Genomic DNA, 14,356 nt, shown 5'->3' with positions numbered 1-14,356 from the left:
CCTGGGCGCAGGACTGGGCGCGGGGCCGGGCGCCGATGCGGCCCCCGCCCCGGCCCCCACCGCGGCCCCGGCTCCGGCCCCCGCCGCAGACGACGAGACGCCCGCCCCCGGAGCGGCGCGGCGCGAGTAGGGCGGCCATGTCGCGCGCGCGCAGCCCTCGCCATGCGCCCGGCGACGCGCCCCGGGACACGCCGGCGCAGCGCACCTTCGCCGCGCGCCCCGGGCGGCGCGAAGCCCGCCGCCGCGCCGGCCGCCCGCGCGCGGCCGCCCTGGCGCTGGCGGGGCTGCTGGCCGCGCTGCCGGCAGGGCCGACGACCAAGGCGGCCGGCGCGGCGGCGGGGCTGTGCGGCGACGCGCGGCTGCGCGGGCGCGCCCTCGATCCCATCGAGGCGCCGGGACGTTGCGGCGTGCCCGAACCCGTGCGCGTCGAACGCGCGGACGGCGTCGCGCTGCTCGAGCCGATCGTGGTCAACTGCCGCACGGCGCGCGCCTTCGCCGACTGGATCGCGCGCACCCGCGCCCATGCGCGCCGCCTCGGCTTCGACCTGGCGGCGGTGCGGCCCAGCGGCTCGTATCAATGCCGGCCGCTCTATGGGCGCCCCGGCGCGCGGCTGTCCGAGCACGCGGCGGGCAACGCCGTGGACGTGGCCGCCTTCGTGCTGTCGGACGGGCGGGTGATCTCGGTGCGGCGGCACTGGGGCCGCGGCATCGCAGGGCGCTTTCTGCGCGGCGCCTGGCGCGCGGGCTGCGCCAGCTTCGGCACGACGCTGGGGCCCGAGCATGACGCCCCCCATGCCGACCACTTCCATCTTGACGTGCGCGCCCATGAGGGGCCGCCCGTCTGCCGCTGAGCCCCGCCCCCGCCCTCAGCCGGGCGCGCCGCGCTGCGCGGCGGCGATGCCCAGCCGCGGCGCCGGTCCCAGCCGCAGCGGCCCCAGGAACACGCCGCCCGAAGCGAAGCGCAGCGGCGCCTCGAGCGCGTCCGCCCCGCCGGCCAGCAGCGATAACACCCACTGCGCATCGCGCGCATCGGCCGCGGCGATGCGCCCCGCGCGCCGCAGCGCCTCGAGCGCCGCGCGCCAGTCGCTCACGCGCAGATCAAGCCGCCCCTCGGGCCGGCCCTGGGCGTCGAAGGCCAGCTCGCCCTTCGCCTCGAGGCGCAGGGCCGCGCCCCCCGCCCGCGCGCTCAGGATGCGCAGATGGGTCAGCCGCGGCGCCCTGCCCTCTGCCGCGCGGCGGTCGAGCGGCGCGTCGAACGCCGCGATCATGTCCGCGTCCAGCGACGCCCCCTCGTCCCACAGCCCCGCCAGCGCGTCGGCCGCCTGGCGCGGCAGGCCCAGCGCGCCCAGCTCGAGCGCGGCGTCATAGGCGTTCGCCAGCCCCTGCGCGCGGGGCGAGCGGCGCAGCGCCAGCAGGCCGCGCGCGGCCTCGGCGCGCCATCCCTCGTCGGCGATCAGCCGCAGGCCGCGCCCCTCGATCACCGCGCGCTCCAGCTCCAGCCCAAGCCCCGGCGCGACGGCGGCCGAGGCGCGCAGCTCGTCGGCCTCGAGCGCGCCCGAAAGCGCGCCCGCCCTGAAGGTCTGGCGCGGCGGCAGCGCCAGGATGACCCGGTTGGGAACGTAGGACAGCATGAAGCTGCGCAGCTCGGGCGCCTCCCACGCCCAGCCGGCCCGCGGATCGGCCAGCCGCAGCCCCGACAGCACCGCGTCGAAGCGGTTGGGGTAGCCGCCCACGCGCAGCGCGTCGGCCTCGGCCGTCCAGCCGTCGGCGCGGCGCGCCTCGAGCCAGCCCTCGAGCGCCGCGCGCTGGGCCGAGGCGCCGATCCACCACCATGCGCTCCACCCCAGCGCCGCGACGACCACGGCCGCAATCAAAAGCCTGACCCTGAACAGCATGCCCGCCCTTTCCTTCGCCGCCCTTCGGCGCGCCGCGCTTGGCTTGCGCGGCTGGGCGCTATATACGCCGGCACGGGCCGGCGCGCGAGGCCCGGCAGGCGCGAAACCGGCCCGAGACGCGGAGAAAGCCATGCATGACGGACAGACCGCGAACCGGCGCGCCGACGCGGCGCAGGCGGCGGGCGCCGAGGGCGATCTGTGGGTGTTCGGCTATGGCTCGCTGCTGTGGCGGCCCGGCTTCGCCTATGCCGAGCGGCGCATCGCGCGCATCCATGGCTATCGGCGCGCCTTCTGCCTGCGCTCGGTGCGCTACCGGGGCACGCCGCGGGCGCCGGGGCTGGTGCTGGCGCTGGACCGGGCGCCGGGCGCGTGGTGCGACGGCGCGGCCTTTCGCGTGCCGGCCGAGAGCGCAGCCGAGGCGCACGCCTATCTGAACCATCGCGAGATGGACGAGGACAGCTATCTCGAGACCTTCCACGAGATCGAGCTGCGCGACGGTGGCAGGGTGCGCGCGCTTTGCTACCTGATGAACCAGGCGCATCCCCACTACGCGCCGCTGCCGCTTGACGAGCAGGCGCGGATCATCGCCGCCTCGGTCGGTCCGGCCGGCCCGAACGCCGAGTATCTGCACAACACCGTCGCGCATCTGCGCGAGCTTGGGCTGCGCGATCCCGAGCTCGAGCGGCTGGACGAGATGGTGCGCGCCCTGAGCGGCGCGCGCCAGGGCGCCTAGGGATCGGCTCGTCCCTGCTGCGCGCGCCAGGGCGCCTGGGGATCGGTCCGTCGCCGCGGCGCGCGCCGGGGCGTCTGGAGATCAGTTCGTCGCCGCGGCGCCCGTCGCGTGGCGCGAGACGATCCGGAACCACCCGCCATCGGCCCGCAGGCGCGCAAGGCCGGCGTCGAGCGCCTCGAGCGCCCGGCGCGTGCGCGCCGTGCGCGGACCGGCGGCGCGCAGCGGCAGGGTCTGCGACAGCGGCTCGAGCTCGACCGCCCAGTTCACATAGCCCAGCCTTTCCGCCGCCTCGTTCACGCGGACGGTTTCGGCCGACACCACGTCCACCTCGCCGATGCGCAGCGCGCGCAGGCAATAGTCAAGGTCGCGCCCGCGCACCAGCGACACCTCGGGATCGGTCAGGCCCCGCGCCGCGAGATCGCCCACGGGCATGCGCGCAGGCCGGCAAAGGCGCAGCCCGCGCAGATCGGCCGGCGCCTTGGCGCGGCGGTAGTCGCTGCGCGGGCCGACGAAATAACCGACGCGGATCTCGAAGAACGGGTCCGAGAACAGCTCGGCCGCGCAGCGCGCGCGCGCGGCCGGCGGCAGCGACGCGCCCGCGGCGCAGTCGGGGGCGACCGCGGGGAAATGCAGATCCGCGCGCGCCTGCGGGCCGCGCATGGCGGCCGGGTCGTCGACGAAGACGACCTCGTAGCCGAAGGCGGGGCGGCCGACGCTCAGCGCGGCGCCGACAAGGTCGGTCAGCACGCCGCCCGCCGGCAGATCCGCGCCGCTGAGGGGCGGATTGCGGTCGAATGTGACCAGCCGCAAGAGCGGCGCGCCGGGAACCTCGCGCCGCAGGGCCGGCGCGGGAAGGGGGTCGGCGGCCGGCGCGGCGGGGTCGGCGGCCGGCGCGGCAGGATCGGCGGCGGGATCGGCGGCGGGATCGGAGGCGGGCGCGGCGGAGGCGCCGTCCGCCGCCTCGTCAAGCTGGACGCGCGCCGCAAGAAGATCGTCCGGGCAGGGGATGCGCAGCCTCTGCCCGATCTCGATGCGGTTCGGATCGGGGCCGATCGCCGCGCGGTTGACGAGGTGGATCAGGTCGAACAGGCGTTCGTCGCCCAGCGTCTTGCGCGCGATCACGCCCAGCGTGTCGCCGGGAACGACCACATACTCCACGCCGCACTCGCGCGCCGGCGCGCCTTCTTGCGCCATCGCGCCGCAGGCGACGCCCGCCGCCATCGCCGCGGCGGCGAAATGTTTCATGAACCGTTTCATCGCAACGCCCCCTGCCCGCCCCTGCCGGGCGGACCCCATCAACAAAAACATACGGGGCGCATATTAAGCGGAAAAATTTGCCTCAACAATCGTTCACTAATGGTTAACGGGCGCGACGATCAGCGTCATGCCCTCGGCGCGCCTGACGCGCAGCCGCGCGCCCTTGTCGATGCGCGCATCCGGCGCCGCGCGGGCCCTCCAGCGCACGCCGTCGATCTCGACCGCGCCCTCGCCCTCCTCGAAGGGCTCGACCGCCACGGCCACGCGCCCGGTCAGCCGCGCCTCGCGCCGGTTGAGCTCGGGGCGCCCGGACCGCGCCGCCCCCAGCCGCCGCGCCGCCCAGCGCCCGCCCAGCGTCAGCAGCGCCGCCGCGCCCGAGAACAGCCCGATCTGCGCCGCGCCGCTCAGATCGGGCGCATAGATCAGCGCCATGGCCGTCAGCGCCGCCGCCAGCGCCGGCCACAGCAGGAAGAACGAGCCGATCAGCATCTCGACCGCGGCAAGCCCCACGGCCAGCGCGGCCCAGCCCCAGGGCGAGGCGCCGTCGAGAAAGGCGAAAATGTCCATGACGCGCCCTCAGCCCCGGCCGCCGGCCGCGCCGCCGCCAAGCCCGGCGGCGCGCGCCAGCTCGGCCACGCCGGCGACCGAGCCGATCACCCCCGACGCCTCGAGCGGGATCATCACCGTCTTGGCGTTGGGCGCGGCGGCCACGTCGCGCAGGGCTTCGACGTATTTCTGGGCGACGAAGTAGTTCACCGCCTGCACGTCGCCCGCAGCGATGGCCTCGGACACCATGCGCGTGGCCTCGGCCTCGGCGCGGGCCTGGCGCTCGCGCGCCTCGGCGTCGAGGAAGGCGGCGGCGCGGCGGCCTTCGGCCTCGCGGATCTGGGCCTCCTTGAAGCCCTCGGCCTTGAGAATGGCGGCCAGCTTCTCGCCCTCGGCCTGAAGAACCTCGGCGCGCTTCTCGCGCTCGGCCTTCATCTGCTTGGCCATGGCGGCGGTGATGTCCTCGGGCGGGGTCAGGTCCTTGATCTCGACCCGGGTCACCTTCACGCCCCAGGGGTTCGACGCCGCGTCGATCACCGTCAGGAGGCGCGAGTTGATGGCGTCGCGGTTCGACAGCACCTCGTCCAGATCCATGGCGCCGATCACGGTGCGGATGTTGGTCATGGTCAGGTTGTTGAGCGCGCGCTCCAGGTCGCGCACCTCGTAGGCCGCCGCGGCGGCGTCGACCACCTGGTAGAAGGCGATGGCGTCGGCCTGGATGCGGGCGTTGTCGCGGGTGATGACCTCCTGACTGTCGATGTCGAGCACGGTCTCCATCATGTTGATGCGCGCGCCCACGCGCTCGATCAGCGGGATCAGGAAGTTCAGGCCCGGCCGCAGGGTGCGGGTGTAGCGGCCGAAGCGCTCGACGGTCCATTCCTCGCCCTGGGGCACGGCCTTGACCGACAGGAAGACCAGCACCAGCGCGAAGACGAGGAAGGCCAGCGTCGCGGCCGAGATCGAGGTGGGCAGAAGCGGATCGAGCATGGGGTTTCCTTGCGGCGGATTCGGACCCTCACACCTTCGGCCGAGGCGCCGCTCCGGCGCAAGCGGCAAGGCGCCGGTCAGCCGGCCGGGCGGACGCGCAGCGCCCCGAGGGCGCGGAAGTGGTAACGGTCCTCGAAGCGCGGCGCCTCGATCAGGCGGATGCGCGGCCAGCGCGCGAACAGCGCCGCGACCGCCGCGCGCATCTCGAGCCGCGCAAGCGGCGCGCCGACGCAGAAATGGATGCCCGCGCCCAGGCCCACATGCCCGGCCAGCCCCGGCCGCCGCGGGTCGAAGAGCTCGGGGCGCGCGAAGCGCTCCGGGTCGCGGTTGGCCGCGCCCAGCGCCAGCCCGATCACCTGCCCGCGCCGCAGCGTCGCGCCGGCATGCTCCAGATCCTCGCGCACGTGGCGGGTGAACAGGTGCATGGGCGGGTCCAGCCGCAGCGCCTCGTCAGGCCCCGTCTCGGCGGCCAGCGCAGCGGGCGTCGCCGTCCCGGTCAGCGCCAGCTTCAGCGCCAGGCCGATCGCCAGCGTCGTGGCCTCGTGCCCCGCGTTCATCAGAAGGATCGAGGTGGCGATCAGCTCGTCCCGGCTCAGGCGCGCGCCGTCCTGCTCGGCGGCGATGAGCGCGTCGATCAACGCCCGCCCCGGCGCGCGGCGGCGGCGCTCGATCACCTCGGCCATGAAGGCGCCGAAGGCCTGGGCGGCGGCGTTGGCGCGCGCCCGCGCGCCGGGCGGCGGGGCGAAGCGATACATCGCCGTCATGTCGTGCGACCAGGCGCGCATCTGCGCCGCCGCCTCGGGCGGGGCGCCCAGCAGCTCGGCGATGACGCGCACGGGCAGCGGCTCGGCATAGGCGCGCATCAGATCGGCTTCCTCCGCGGGCAGCGCGTCGGCCAGCCCGACCGCGACGGCGCGGATGCGCGGCGCGAAGCCGGCGATGGCGCGCGAGGTGAAGGCGCGGTTGACCAGCGCCCGCAGGCGGGTGTGGTCGGGGGGTTCGCGCTCGAGCAGGGACAGGCGCTCGAAGGCGTCGAAGGCGTCGGCGGGCGGCCCCTGCGGGGCCAGCTCGGGCGCCGGGGCGCGGCCCAGCCGCCGGTCGCGCAGCAGCGCCGCCACGTCGGCGTGGCGCGCGAACACCGCCATCCCATAGTCGCGCCAGAACACCGCCGGCCCCAGCGCGCGCATGCGCTCATAGGCCGGGAAGGGGTCCTGCACGAAGGCGGGGTCGCGGGGCGATTGTTCGAAGAGCGGAAGCTGGGGCATGTCGCGGCTCCTGAGCGGCGCGGGCAGTGAAGCGGCGGCCCCGGCGGCCGTCAAGCCCGCGCCGGGGCCGGTCGCCCGCGCCCGCCCGTCGCCGGACGCCGCGCCCCGCGCCGCGCCCCGCGACCGTTCCCGCTTGGGCGCCGGGCCCGCGGCGCCATGTCCCGCGGCGCGCGCTCGAGCGCGGGCGCGGCGCGCGGCGCGGGGAGAGGCGGGGCTCTTGCGTCGGGCCGATTCCTCGGCTATCACCCGCGGGCCGGAGCGTTGCGCGCCGGCGCGATCCCATTTCGCGGTCTTGCGGCGCCCACGATCCGGGCGCGCGGGCCGAAGCTGACAGGGCGCCGGCTCCGACGGGCACGCCGCGCCTTCGCCACGGAGAGAAAGATGAAGGTCAAGAACTCGCTTCGCTCCCTGAAGGCGCGCCATCGCGACTGCCGCGTCGTGCGCCGCAAGGGCCGCGTCTACGTCATCAACAAGACCCAGCGCCGCTTCAAGGCCCGCCAGGGCTGAGCGCGCCGCGCCGTCGATGGCGCTCGACGCCCCCGCCGGCCGCAAGGCCCGCGGGGGTTTCGCGTTGCCCGGACACGCCTTCGCCGCCCCTCCCCGCGCCATGCGCCGCCCCCGGGTGATCCTGTTCGTCAAGGAGCCGCGCCCCGGCCGCGTCAAGACCCGCCTTGCGCGCGATGTGGGCGCGACCGCGGCCGCGCGCTGGTTCCGCGCGCAGGCGCTGCGCACGGCGCGCGAGCTGGCGCGCGATCCGCGCTGGGAGACGATCCTTGCCGTCTCGCCCGACGCCGAGGGGCTGACCAGCCGCGTCTGGCCCGCGCATCTGCGCCGCATGCCCCAGGGGCGCGGCGATCTGGGCGCGCGCATGGCCCGCGCGCTGCGCGATGCGCCCGCCGGACCGGCGCTGATCGTGGGCGGCGACGTGCCCGGCGCGAATCGCGCGCGAATCGCCCGGGCCTTCGCCCTGCTGCGCGGCGCGGACGCGGTGTTCGGCCCGGCCGAGGATGGCGGCTTCTGGCTGGTCGGCCTGGCGCGCGGCGCCGCGCCGCCCCCGTCCGGCCTGTTCCAGGGGGTGCGCTGGTCGAGCCCCCATGCGCTGAGCGATTCGCTGCGCACCTTCGCCGGGCGCCGCGTGGCCTTCGCCGAAACGCTGCGCGACGTGGACCACGCCGCGGACCTCGACGCGCTGCGCACGCGCTGACCGGCGGGCGAGCCAGAGCGGGGCCCGAGCGAGATCAGCGCGGGGCCAGAGCGGGGTCGGCGCGCCGGCCGGGGTCCGGGTCAGTTCCCGCCGCCGGGCTGCGCGCCTTCGGCCTTTTCGCCGGGGTCGCCGTCGGGGGAGCCGTCCTCGGGCCGCTCGAGCGTCGCCCACCCCCGATCGACCTGCGGCGCGGGCAGATCGCGCGCGCTCAGGCGGCGGTGGATATGCGCCTTGGCGATGAAATGCGCCGTGACGGGCGCGGTCAGGAACAGGAACATGGTGATGAGCAGCTCGTGCACCGAGAACCGCCCGAGCGCGAACCACGAATGCAGCATCGAGGCGATCAGCACCCCGCCCACGCCCAGCGTGGTGGCCTTGGTCGGCGCATGCAGGCGCATGACCAGGTTCGGCAGCTTGATCAGGCCGTAAGAGCCGACCAGGCCGAACACGCCGCCCACCGCAAGGCTCGCCGCGATCAGGATTTCAACCGCCTGCGACATGCCCGCCCCTCATTCGATGATGTTGCCGCGCAGGATGAAGCGCGCATAGGCCACGGTCGAGACGAAGCCGAGCATGGCGATGATCATGGCCGCCTCGAAGAACACCGCCGTTCCGGCCCAGATCCCGTGCAGGATCAGCAGGGCGATGGCGTTGATGACCATGGTGTCGAGCGCAAGGATGCGGTCCTCGACCGTGCGGCCGGCGGCCACGACCCACATGTTCATCAGCATCGCGGCGCCGAAGCAGGCGAAGGCGAAGTCCAGGGCCAGCGCGATCATTCGAAAATCTCCATCAGTCTGCGCTCGTAGCGCTGCTTGATCTCGTCGCGCACGGCGTCGGGATCGGGCGCATGCAGGCAATGCACCAGAAGCGCGCGCCCCTCGGACGAGACGTCGCACGACACGGTGCCCGGCGTCATGGTGATGGTGCCCGCCAGCGCGGTGATCGCCTCGGGGTGGCGCAGATCCAGCGGCACCGCGATCCAAGCCGGGCGCAGATCGGCGTTGCGCCGGAACAGCACCAGCCGCGCCACGGCGATGTTGGCCATGACGATGTCCCAAAGCACCACCGCCGCATACTCGGCCACCCGCAGCGGGCTGCGCAGCCGCGGCCGGTCGGGCCAGTAGGCGCGCGTGAAGATCGGAATGGCCACGCCCAGCATCGCCCCCAGAACCAGCGAGTTGATCGTGAAGGTGTTGGCCATCGCCACCCACACCGCCGTCAGCAGCAGCGAAAGCGTCGGGTGCGGAAACAGCGCGCGGATCAGACGCATGCTCAGGGCCTCCTCAGAACGGCGTCGGCATAGGCGCCGGCGTCGAACAGCTGCGCCACGGCCGCGTCGGCATAGCGCATGGCCGGCCCCGCAAGGACCGTCAGCGCCGCCAGCGCCGCCAGCAGAGCGAAGGCGGCGACGAAGGTCAACGCCGCCGAGGGCTGCGCCGGCGCGGCGGGCCCGGGCCCGGCGGCGGCGTCGTCCTCGTCCTGCTCGCGGTTCTCGGCGCGGCCCTCGCCCTCGGCCGGACGCCAGAACACGTCGCTGCCGGCGCGGGCAAGCCCCATCAGCGTGATCAGCGACGCGACCAGGATCACGCCCCAGATCCACGCCACGCGCTCATGGCCGCGCGCGGCGTCCATGATCATCAGCTTGCCCAGAAAGCCCGACAGCGGCGGCAGCCCCGCCAGCGCCACCGCGCCAAGGAAGAACACCGCCGCCACCAGCGCATGATGGGCCATGCGCGGGCCGGGCGCGATGGCGTCGCCGCGCCGCTCGGTCACCATGTCGGCGGCCAGGAACATGACCGCCGCCGCCAGCGTCGAATGCGGCATGTAGTAGAGCGCCGCCGCCGCCGATTGCGGCGTGAACAGCGCCGCCGCGATCAGCAGCGTGCCGACCGAGGCGATGGTGCCGAAGGCCGCAAGGCGCGCCATGCCGCGCGCGCCCAGCACGCCGGCCGCGCCGATCAGCGCCGTGGCCAGCGCGGCGGGCAGCAGCCACGCCTCGGACAGCCCGGCCAGCGCCGGGGCGCTTTCGGGAAAGGCCGTCGCGCGCATGCGCAAGATGGCGTAGACACCGACCTTGGTCAGGATCGCGAACATCGCCGCCGAGGGGCCCGGCGCGGCCGCATACGCCCCCGGCAGCCAGAAATGCACCGGCAGCGCCGCGGCCTTGACCGCGAAGACCAGGATCAGCAGCGCCGCGCCCGCCCGCGCCAGCGCCGCGTGCTCGGCCGGCAGCTGGGCGATGCGCACGCCCAGATCGGCCATGTTGAGCGTGCCCGTCGCCGCGTAGAGCGCGCCCATCGCGAACAGGAACAGCGTCGAGCCCAGAAGGTTGTAGGCCACATACTGGAACCCCGCGCGCAGCCGCTCGGCGCCGCCGGCATGGATCATCAGACCGTAAGAGGCGATCAGCAGGATCTCGAAGAACACGAACAGGTTGAAGGCGTCGGCGGTCAGGAAGGCGCCGCACACGCCCATGGCCTGGAACTGCAGCAGCGCGTGGAAATGGCGCCCGCGCGCATCCCAGCCCGCCCCGACCGCATAAAGCGTGACCGCCAGCAGCAGCAGCGCCGTCAGCGCCACCATCATCGCCGACAGCCGGTCGAGCGCCAGCGCGATGCCGAAAGGCGCGGGCCAGTCGCCCAGCTCGTAGACATGCACCTGCCCGTCCGAGGCGCGCGCGACCAGCAGCGCCGCGACCGCGCTCAGCGCGACCGCTCCGGCGATCGAGAAGATGCGCTGCAGCTCCAGATGGTGGCGCATGGTCATCAGGATGAAGGCCGCCAGCGCCGCGGGCAGGACGATGGGCAGAACCGGCAGATGGCTCATCGCGCGTCCTCCTGCGCCGCGGGCGCCTCGACGCCGTCATCCGCCGCGCCGCCCGCCGGCGCGTCCACCCGGTCGTCGCGCGAGGTCAGGTGGTCGCTCAGCGCGATCATCACGATCACGGCCGTCATGCCGAACGAGATCACGATCGCCGTCAGCACCAGCGCCTGCGGGATGGGGTCGGTGTAGCCCTCGGCGCCCTCGTGCAGAAGCGGCGGCCTGTTCACCGCCAGCCGGCCGCTGGCGAACAGGAACAGGTTCACCGCATAGGACAGGAGCGACAGCCCGATGATGACCGGAAAGCTGCGCCGACGCAGGATCAGATAGATGCCGCAGGCGGTCAGCAGCCCGACGGCCGAGGCGAAAAGCAGCTCCATCTCAGCGTCCCTCCTCGCGCTGCGCGGCCTCGTCGCGCGTGGGATCGATGTCCATCGGATGCGCGCTGGCGATGTTGGGCCGCCACGCGTAGCGCGCAAGGCTTTCGAGCGCCAGCAGCACCGCGCCCAGCACGGTCAGGAACACGCCCAGATCGAACAGCGCCGCGGTGGCCAGCTCGAACTTCTCCAGCCCCGGCAGCTTCACATAGCCGAAATCGCTGGTCAGGAAGGGCTTGCCGTTGAACCAGGCGCCCATGCCCGTGGCCGCCGCCACCAGCACGCCCAGCCCGATGAAGGCGTGGTAGGGATAGCGCTGGCGCGCCGCCGCCCAGGAAAAGCCGCTGGCCATGTATTGCATCACGAAGGCGACCGAGACGATCAGCCCGGCGATGAAGCCGCCCCCCGGCGCGTTGTGCCCGCGCAGGAAGATGTAGACCGCCACCGTCAGCGCGATGGGCATGAGCACGCGCGTGGCCACGACCATCATCATCGGATGCGCGTCGCCCGCCTGCGGCTCGGCCGGCCGGCGGTTGAGCAGACGCGCCCGCACCGGCCCGGCCATGATGGTTTCGGTCAGCGCATAGATCAGCACCGCCGCGATGCCCAGAACGGTGATCTCGCCGAAGGTGTCGAAGCCGCGGAAATCGACGAGGATCACGTTCACCACGTTCTCGCCGCCGCCCCCGGTCTTGGAGTTGGCCAGGTGGAACTCCGAGATCGGCGCGAAGGCGAAGTCCCCGACCAGGATCGCGTAGATCGCCGCCCCCACGCCCAGGCCCGCGGCGGCCGCCGCCGCGAGGTCGCGCGCGCGCCGCGCCGCCGAGCTTTCGCGCGGCGTCTCGCGCGGCATGAAGTTCAGCGCCAGCAGCAGCAGGATGATGCTGACCACCTCGACCGAGATCTGCGTCAGCGCAAGGTCGGGCGCCGAGAAATAGCTGAAGGTCAGCGAAACCATCAGCCCCGTCACCCCGATCAGCACCAGCGCCAGCAGCCTGTTGCGGTGCAGCGCCGTCAGCGTCAGCGTCGCCGTGACCAGGCAGACCCAGCCGATGAGCGGAATCGGCGGCGTCGGCCCCAGCGCCTCGGGGAAGGCGCCGAAGGCCCCGGCGTCGCCCCCCGTCCACGCCCAGGCGCCCAGAGCCGCGGCGAAGGCCGCGAAGATGGCGGCGCTGCGCCCGAAATCGCCGTCATGCAGCGCGTCGGTCAGCCGCCGCGCGGCGGCGGTCGCCGCCCCGACCAGCGCATCGAACGCCCGCTTGGCCGCCGGCGGCGCGACCGCCGCCCACAGCCGCGCCAGCGGCCCGTGCAGCGCCAGCGCCGCCACGCCGCCCGCCAGCGCGGCGGCCGAGATCATCAGCGCCTCGTTGACGCCGTGCCAGAGCTTGAGCTTGATCTCGGGCGCCGCGCCGCCCGTGACCGCGCCCGCCGCCGCGCGCACCAGCTCGCCGGCCATGGATTGCGGGAACAGGCCGATCAGCACCGTCAGCGAGGCCAGAATGGCGGGCGGCAGCCAGAACCAGACGACCGGATCGTGCGGCGGCTCGGCATGGGCCAGCCGCGGCTTGCCCAGGAACACATGCGCCACGAAGCGGAACGAGTAGGCCGCCGAGAACAGCGCCGCCAGCCCCGCCAGGACCGGCAGCGCCAGCTCCGAGCCCAGCCAGGGCGTGTGCGCGGCCTCGTGCAGCATCATCTCTTTCGACAGGAAGCCGTTGAGCGGCGGAACCCCCGCCATGGACAGCGCCGCCACGGCGCCGATCAGGAAGGTGACGGGCATGAAGGCCGCCAGCCCGCCCAGGCGGCGGATGTCGCGCGTGCCGGTCTCGTGATCGACGATGCCGGCGGTCATGAACAGCGCGGCCTTGAAGGTGGCGTGGTTGATGATGTGGAACACGGCCGCCACGGCGCCCGCCGGCGTGCCCAGCCCGAGCAGGAAGGTCACCAGGCCCAGATGGCTGACCGTCGAATAGGCCAGCAGCCCCTTGAGATCCTCCTTGAACAGCGCCGTGACCGCGCCGAGGACCATGGTGACCATGCCCACGCTCGCGGCCAGCATGAACCAGGCGTCGGTCCCCGCCAGGGCGGGCCACAGCCGCGCCATCAGGAACAGCCCCGCCTTGACCATGGTCGCCGAGTGCAGATAGGCCGACACCGGCGTCGGCGCGGCCATGGCGTGCGGCAGCCAGAAGTGGAAGGGGAACTGCGCCGACTTGGCGAAGCACCCCGCCAGGATCAGGATCAGCGCCGGCAGATACAGCGGCGAGGCCTGCACCGCCTCGCGCCGGGCGATGATGTCGCTCAGCTCCATCGACCCGGCCGCCTGCCCCAGCAGCAGCGCTCCGGCGATCATCGCCAGCCCGCCCGCGCCGGTCACGGTCAGCGCCATGCGCGCGCCCTGCCGGCCCTCGGGAAGATGGTTCCAGTAGCCGATCAGCAGGAACGAGCTGAGCGAGGTCAGTTCCCAGAAGATCAGCAGCATCAGGATGTTGTCCGACAGCACGATGCCCAGCATCGCGCCCTGGAACAGCAGCAGGAGCGCGTAGAACTTGCCCATCGGGTCGCGCCGGGTCAGGTAGAAGCGCGCATAGAGGATGATGAGCAGGCCGATCCCGAGGATCAGCAGCGCGAACAGCAGCCCCAGCCCGTCGAGCATCAGATTCGCGTTGAGCCCCAGCGACGGAACCCAGGGCGCGCGCGCCATGGGGACCTCGCCGCGCATGACCGCGGGCGCGTGGGTCAGGACGCCGATCAGCGCCAGCGCCGTCGCGCCCGCCGCCGTTCCCGCCGCCGCGTTGCGGCTGGCGCGCACCAGAAGGGCCGGCAGGACCGCCCCGAGAAAGGGCAATGCCGCGATCAGGAAAAGGGACACCGTTCTTTCTCCGTCTTGGCGCAAGATGCTCGCGCTCTTGCCTAAGGCTTTTTGCGCCGCTGTCCAGCCCCCAGAGCGCCGCGCCGCCGCTCCGGCGGGGCCCGACGGCCCCGTTTCGGACCGGACGCGCCCGCGCCGCGCGCCATCGCGCGGGCCAAACCGCGCGCAGTGACGAAGGTCGGCCCGCAACCTGCGCGCACCGCCGGCCGGCCCCCGCAAGGCCCGCGCGGCCCGGCCCGAGCTGGAGGAGAACGGCGCGCGCCCACCGCGCCGGAGCTCGCCCGCCCGCCGCAGCGCCGCGCGGCGCCGGCCCCCTCCCCCGCAGGCGCGCGCCCGCGCCCCCCTTCCGCCCCGCTTGCTCGCCACAGCTTCGCGCCACCTCCCCGCGCGCCCGGGC

15 protein-coding genes are annotated in these 14,356 nt (G+C 74.2%); 4 read left to right on the top strand and 11 right to left on the bottom strand.

The features are described from left to right. Positions 1–137 precede the first annotated feature (137 nt). Positions 138–851: an extensin family protein gene (locus tag BMW67_RS05630; RefSeq protein WP_072746479.1), complete on the top strand. Its 714-nt coding sequence runs from the start codon at positions 138–140 to the stop codon at positions 849–851. A 15-nt stretch (positions 852–866) separates the two neighbouring features. Here the strand turns inward: BMW67_RS05630 and BMW67_RS05625 are convergent, their stop codons facing one another. Next, positions 867–1,895, bottom strand: a complete 1,029-nt coding sequence (locus BMW67_RS05625; RefSeq protein WP_072746480.1) for a DUF2125 domain-containing protein — start codon at positions 1,893–1,895, stop codon at positions 867–869. A gap of 130 nt (positions 1,896–2,025) precedes the next feature. Between BMW67_RS05625 and BMW67_RS05620 the strand changes: the two genes are divergently transcribed. Then, positions 2,026–2,628: a gamma-glutamylcyclotransferase gene (locus BMW67_RS05620; protein ID WP_083581163.1), complete on the top strand. Its 603-nt coding sequence runs from the start codon at positions 2,026–2,028 to the stop codon at positions 2,626–2,628. An 81-nt stretch (positions 2,629–2,709) separates the two neighbouring features. On the opposite strand, the gene BMW67_RS15270 is transcribed toward BMW67_RS05620, so the two are convergent. The 4 genes from BMW67_RS15270 to BMW67_RS05600 all read right to left on the bottom strand — a co-directional run bounded on the left by BMW67_RS15270 (position 2,710) and on the right by BMW67_RS05600 (position 6,683). Further along, entirely contained in the window at positions 2,710–3,873 is a 1,164-nt protein-coding gene (locus BMW67_RS15270) for a LysM peptidoglycan-binding domain-containing protein (RefSeq protein ID WP_072746481.1), read from the bottom strand. Between the two features lie 108 nt (positions 3,874–3,981). Next, a complete protein-coding gene (locus BMW67_RS05610; RefSeq protein ID WP_072746482.1) occupies positions 3,982–4,452 on the bottom strand; it encodes an NfeD family protein in 471 nt (156 codons plus the stop codon). A gap of 9 nt (positions 4,453–4,461) precedes the next feature. Further along, positions 4,462–5,418, bottom strand: coding sequence for an SPFH domain-containing protein (locus tag BMW67_RS05605; protein ID WP_072746483.1), 957 nt, complete (start codon positions 5,416–5,418; stop codon positions 4,462–4,464). Positions 5,419–5,495: 77 nt separating this feature from the next. Beyond that, positions 5,496–6,683, bottom strand: coding sequence for a cytochrome P450 (locus tag BMW67_RS05600; protein WP_072746484.1), 1,188 nt, complete (start codon positions 6,681–6,683; stop codon positions 5,496–5,498). A 381-nt stretch (positions 6,684–7,064) separates the two neighbouring features. Between BMW67_RS05600 and ykgO the strand changes: the two genes are divergently transcribed. Together ykgO and BMW67_RS05590 are read left to right on the top strand one after the other, a co-directional pair. Continuing rightward, positions 7,065–7,190, top strand: a complete 126-nt coding sequence (ykgO, locus tag BMW67_RS05595) for a type B 50S ribosomal protein L36 (RefSeq protein WP_072746485.1) — start codon at positions 7,065–7,067, stop codon at positions 7,188–7,190. 100 nt (positions 7,191–7,290) lie between these two features. Continuing rightward, positions 7,291–7,887, top strand: coding sequence for a TIGR04282 family arsenosugar biosynthesis glycosyltransferase (locus BMW67_RS05590; protein WP_072746606.1), 597 nt, complete (start codon positions 7,291–7,293; stop codon positions 7,885–7,887). An 80-nt stretch (positions 7,888–7,967) separates the two neighbouring features. On the opposite strand, the gene BMW67_RS05585 is transcribed toward BMW67_RS05590, so the two are convergent. Genes BMW67_RS05585 through BMW67_RS05560 form a run of 6 tightly spaced genes read right to left on the bottom strand, consistent with a single transcriptional unit; the run spans position 7,968 to position 13,959 of the window. Continuing rightward, positions 7,968–8,387: a Na+/H+ antiporter subunit G gene (locus tag BMW67_RS05585; protein WP_072746486.1), complete on the bottom strand. Its 420-nt coding sequence runs from the start codon at positions 8,385–8,387 to the stop codon at positions 7,968–7,970. A gap of 9 nt (positions 8,388–8,396) precedes the next feature. Then, entirely contained in the window at positions 8,397–8,666 is a 270-nt protein-coding gene (locus BMW67_RS05580; protein ID WP_072746487.1) for a K+/H+ antiporter subunit F, read from the bottom strand. Further along, complete coding sequence (locus BMW67_RS05575; protein WP_072746488.1) at positions 8,663–9,160, bottom strand: Na+/H+ antiporter subunit E; 498 nt, start codon at positions 9,158–9,160, stop codon at positions 8,663–8,665. Before BMW67_RS05575 ends, BMW67_RS05580 begins: the two co-directional genes overlap by 4 nt. 2 nt (positions 9,161–9,162) lie before the next feature. Further along, on the bottom strand, positions 9,163–10,716 hold the full coding sequence (locus tag BMW67_RS05570) for a monovalent cation/H+ antiporter subunit D (protein WP_072746489.1): 1,554 nt from the start codon (positions 10,714–10,716) through the stop codon (positions 9,163–9,165). After that, positions 10,713–11,090 (bottom strand): Na+/H+ antiporter subunit C, encoded by a 378-nt coding sequence (locus tag BMW67_RS05565; protein ID WP_072746490.1) that lies wholly within the window; start codon positions 11,088–11,090, stop codon positions 10,713–10,715. Before BMW67_RS05565 ends, BMW67_RS05570 begins: the two co-directional genes overlap by 4 nt. Before the next feature lies 1 nt (position 11,091). After that, the gene (locus tag BMW67_RS05560) at positions 11,092–13,959 is read right to left on the bottom strand and encodes a monovalent cation/H+ antiporter subunit A (protein ID WP_072746491.1); all 2,868 of its coding nucleotides are present in this window, start codon (positions 13,957–13,959) and stop codon (positions 11,092–11,094) included. Between the last annotated feature and the right edge of the window lie 397 nt (positions 13,960–14,356).

The sequence above is a fragment of the Oceanicella actignis genome (genome assembly GCF_900111545.1).
Classification (GTDB): Bacteria; Pseudomonadota; Alphaproteobacteria; order Rhodobacterales; family Rhodobacteraceae; genus Oceanicella; species Oceanicella actignis.
This window is presented reverse-complemented; position numbering and strand designations above follow the sequence as displayed.

Coding starts and splice junctions, on each gene's coding strand:
- BMW67_RS05630 (WP_072746479.1), top strand. CDS start 138: ATGTCGCGCGCGCGCAGCCCTCGCCATGCGCCCGGCGACGCGCCCCGG.
- BMW67_RS05625 (WP_072746480.1), bottom strand. CDS start 1,895: ATGCTGTTCAGGGTCAGGCTTTTGATTGCGGCCGTGGTCGTCGCGGCG.
- BMW67_RS05620 (WP_083581163.1), top strand. CDS start 2,026: ATGCATGACGGACAGACCGCGAACCGGCGCGCCGACGCGGCGCAGGCG.
- BMW67_RS15270 (WP_072746481.1), bottom strand. CDS start 3,873: ATGAAACATTTCGCCGCCGCGGCGATGGCGGCGGGCGTCGCCTGCGGC.
- BMW67_RS05610 (WP_072746482.1), bottom strand. CDS start 4,452: ATGGACATTTTCGCCTTTCTCGACGGCGCCTCGCCCTGGGGCTGGGCC.
- BMW67_RS05605 (WP_072746483.1), bottom strand. CDS start 5,418: ATGCTCGATCCGCTTCTGCCCACCTCGATCTCGGCCGCGACGCTGGCC.
- BMW67_RS05600 (WP_072746484.1), bottom strand. CDS start 6,683: ATGCCCCAGCTTCCGCTCTTCGAACAATCGCCCCGCGACCCCGCCTTC.
- ykgO (WP_072746485.1), top strand. CDS start 7,065: ATGAAGGTCAAGAACTCGCTTCGCTCCCTGAAGGCGCGCCATCGCGAC.
- BMW67_RS05590 (WP_072746606.1), top strand. CDS start 7,291: ATGCGCCGCCCCCGGGTGATCCTGTTCGTCAAGGAGCCGCGCCCCGGC.
- BMW67_RS05585 (WP_072746486.1), bottom strand. CDS start 8,387: ATGTCGCAGGCGGTTGAAATCCTGATCGCGGCGAGCCTTGCGGTGGGC.
- BMW67_RS05580 (WP_072746487.1), bottom strand. CDS start 8,666: ATGATCGCGCTGGCCCTGGACTTCGCCTTCGCCTGCTTCGGCGCCGCG.
- BMW67_RS05575 (WP_072746488.1), bottom strand. CDS start 9,160: ATGCGTCTGATCCGCGCGCTGTTTCCGCACCCGACGCTTTCGCTGCTG.
- BMW67_RS05570 (WP_072746489.1), bottom strand. CDS start 10,716: ATGAGCCATCTGCCGGTTCTGCCCATCGTCCTGCCCGCGGCGCTGGCG.
- BMW67_RS05565 (WP_072746490.1), bottom strand. CDS start 11,090: ATGGAGCTGCTTTTCGCCTCGGCCGTCGGGCTGCTGACCGCCTGCGGC.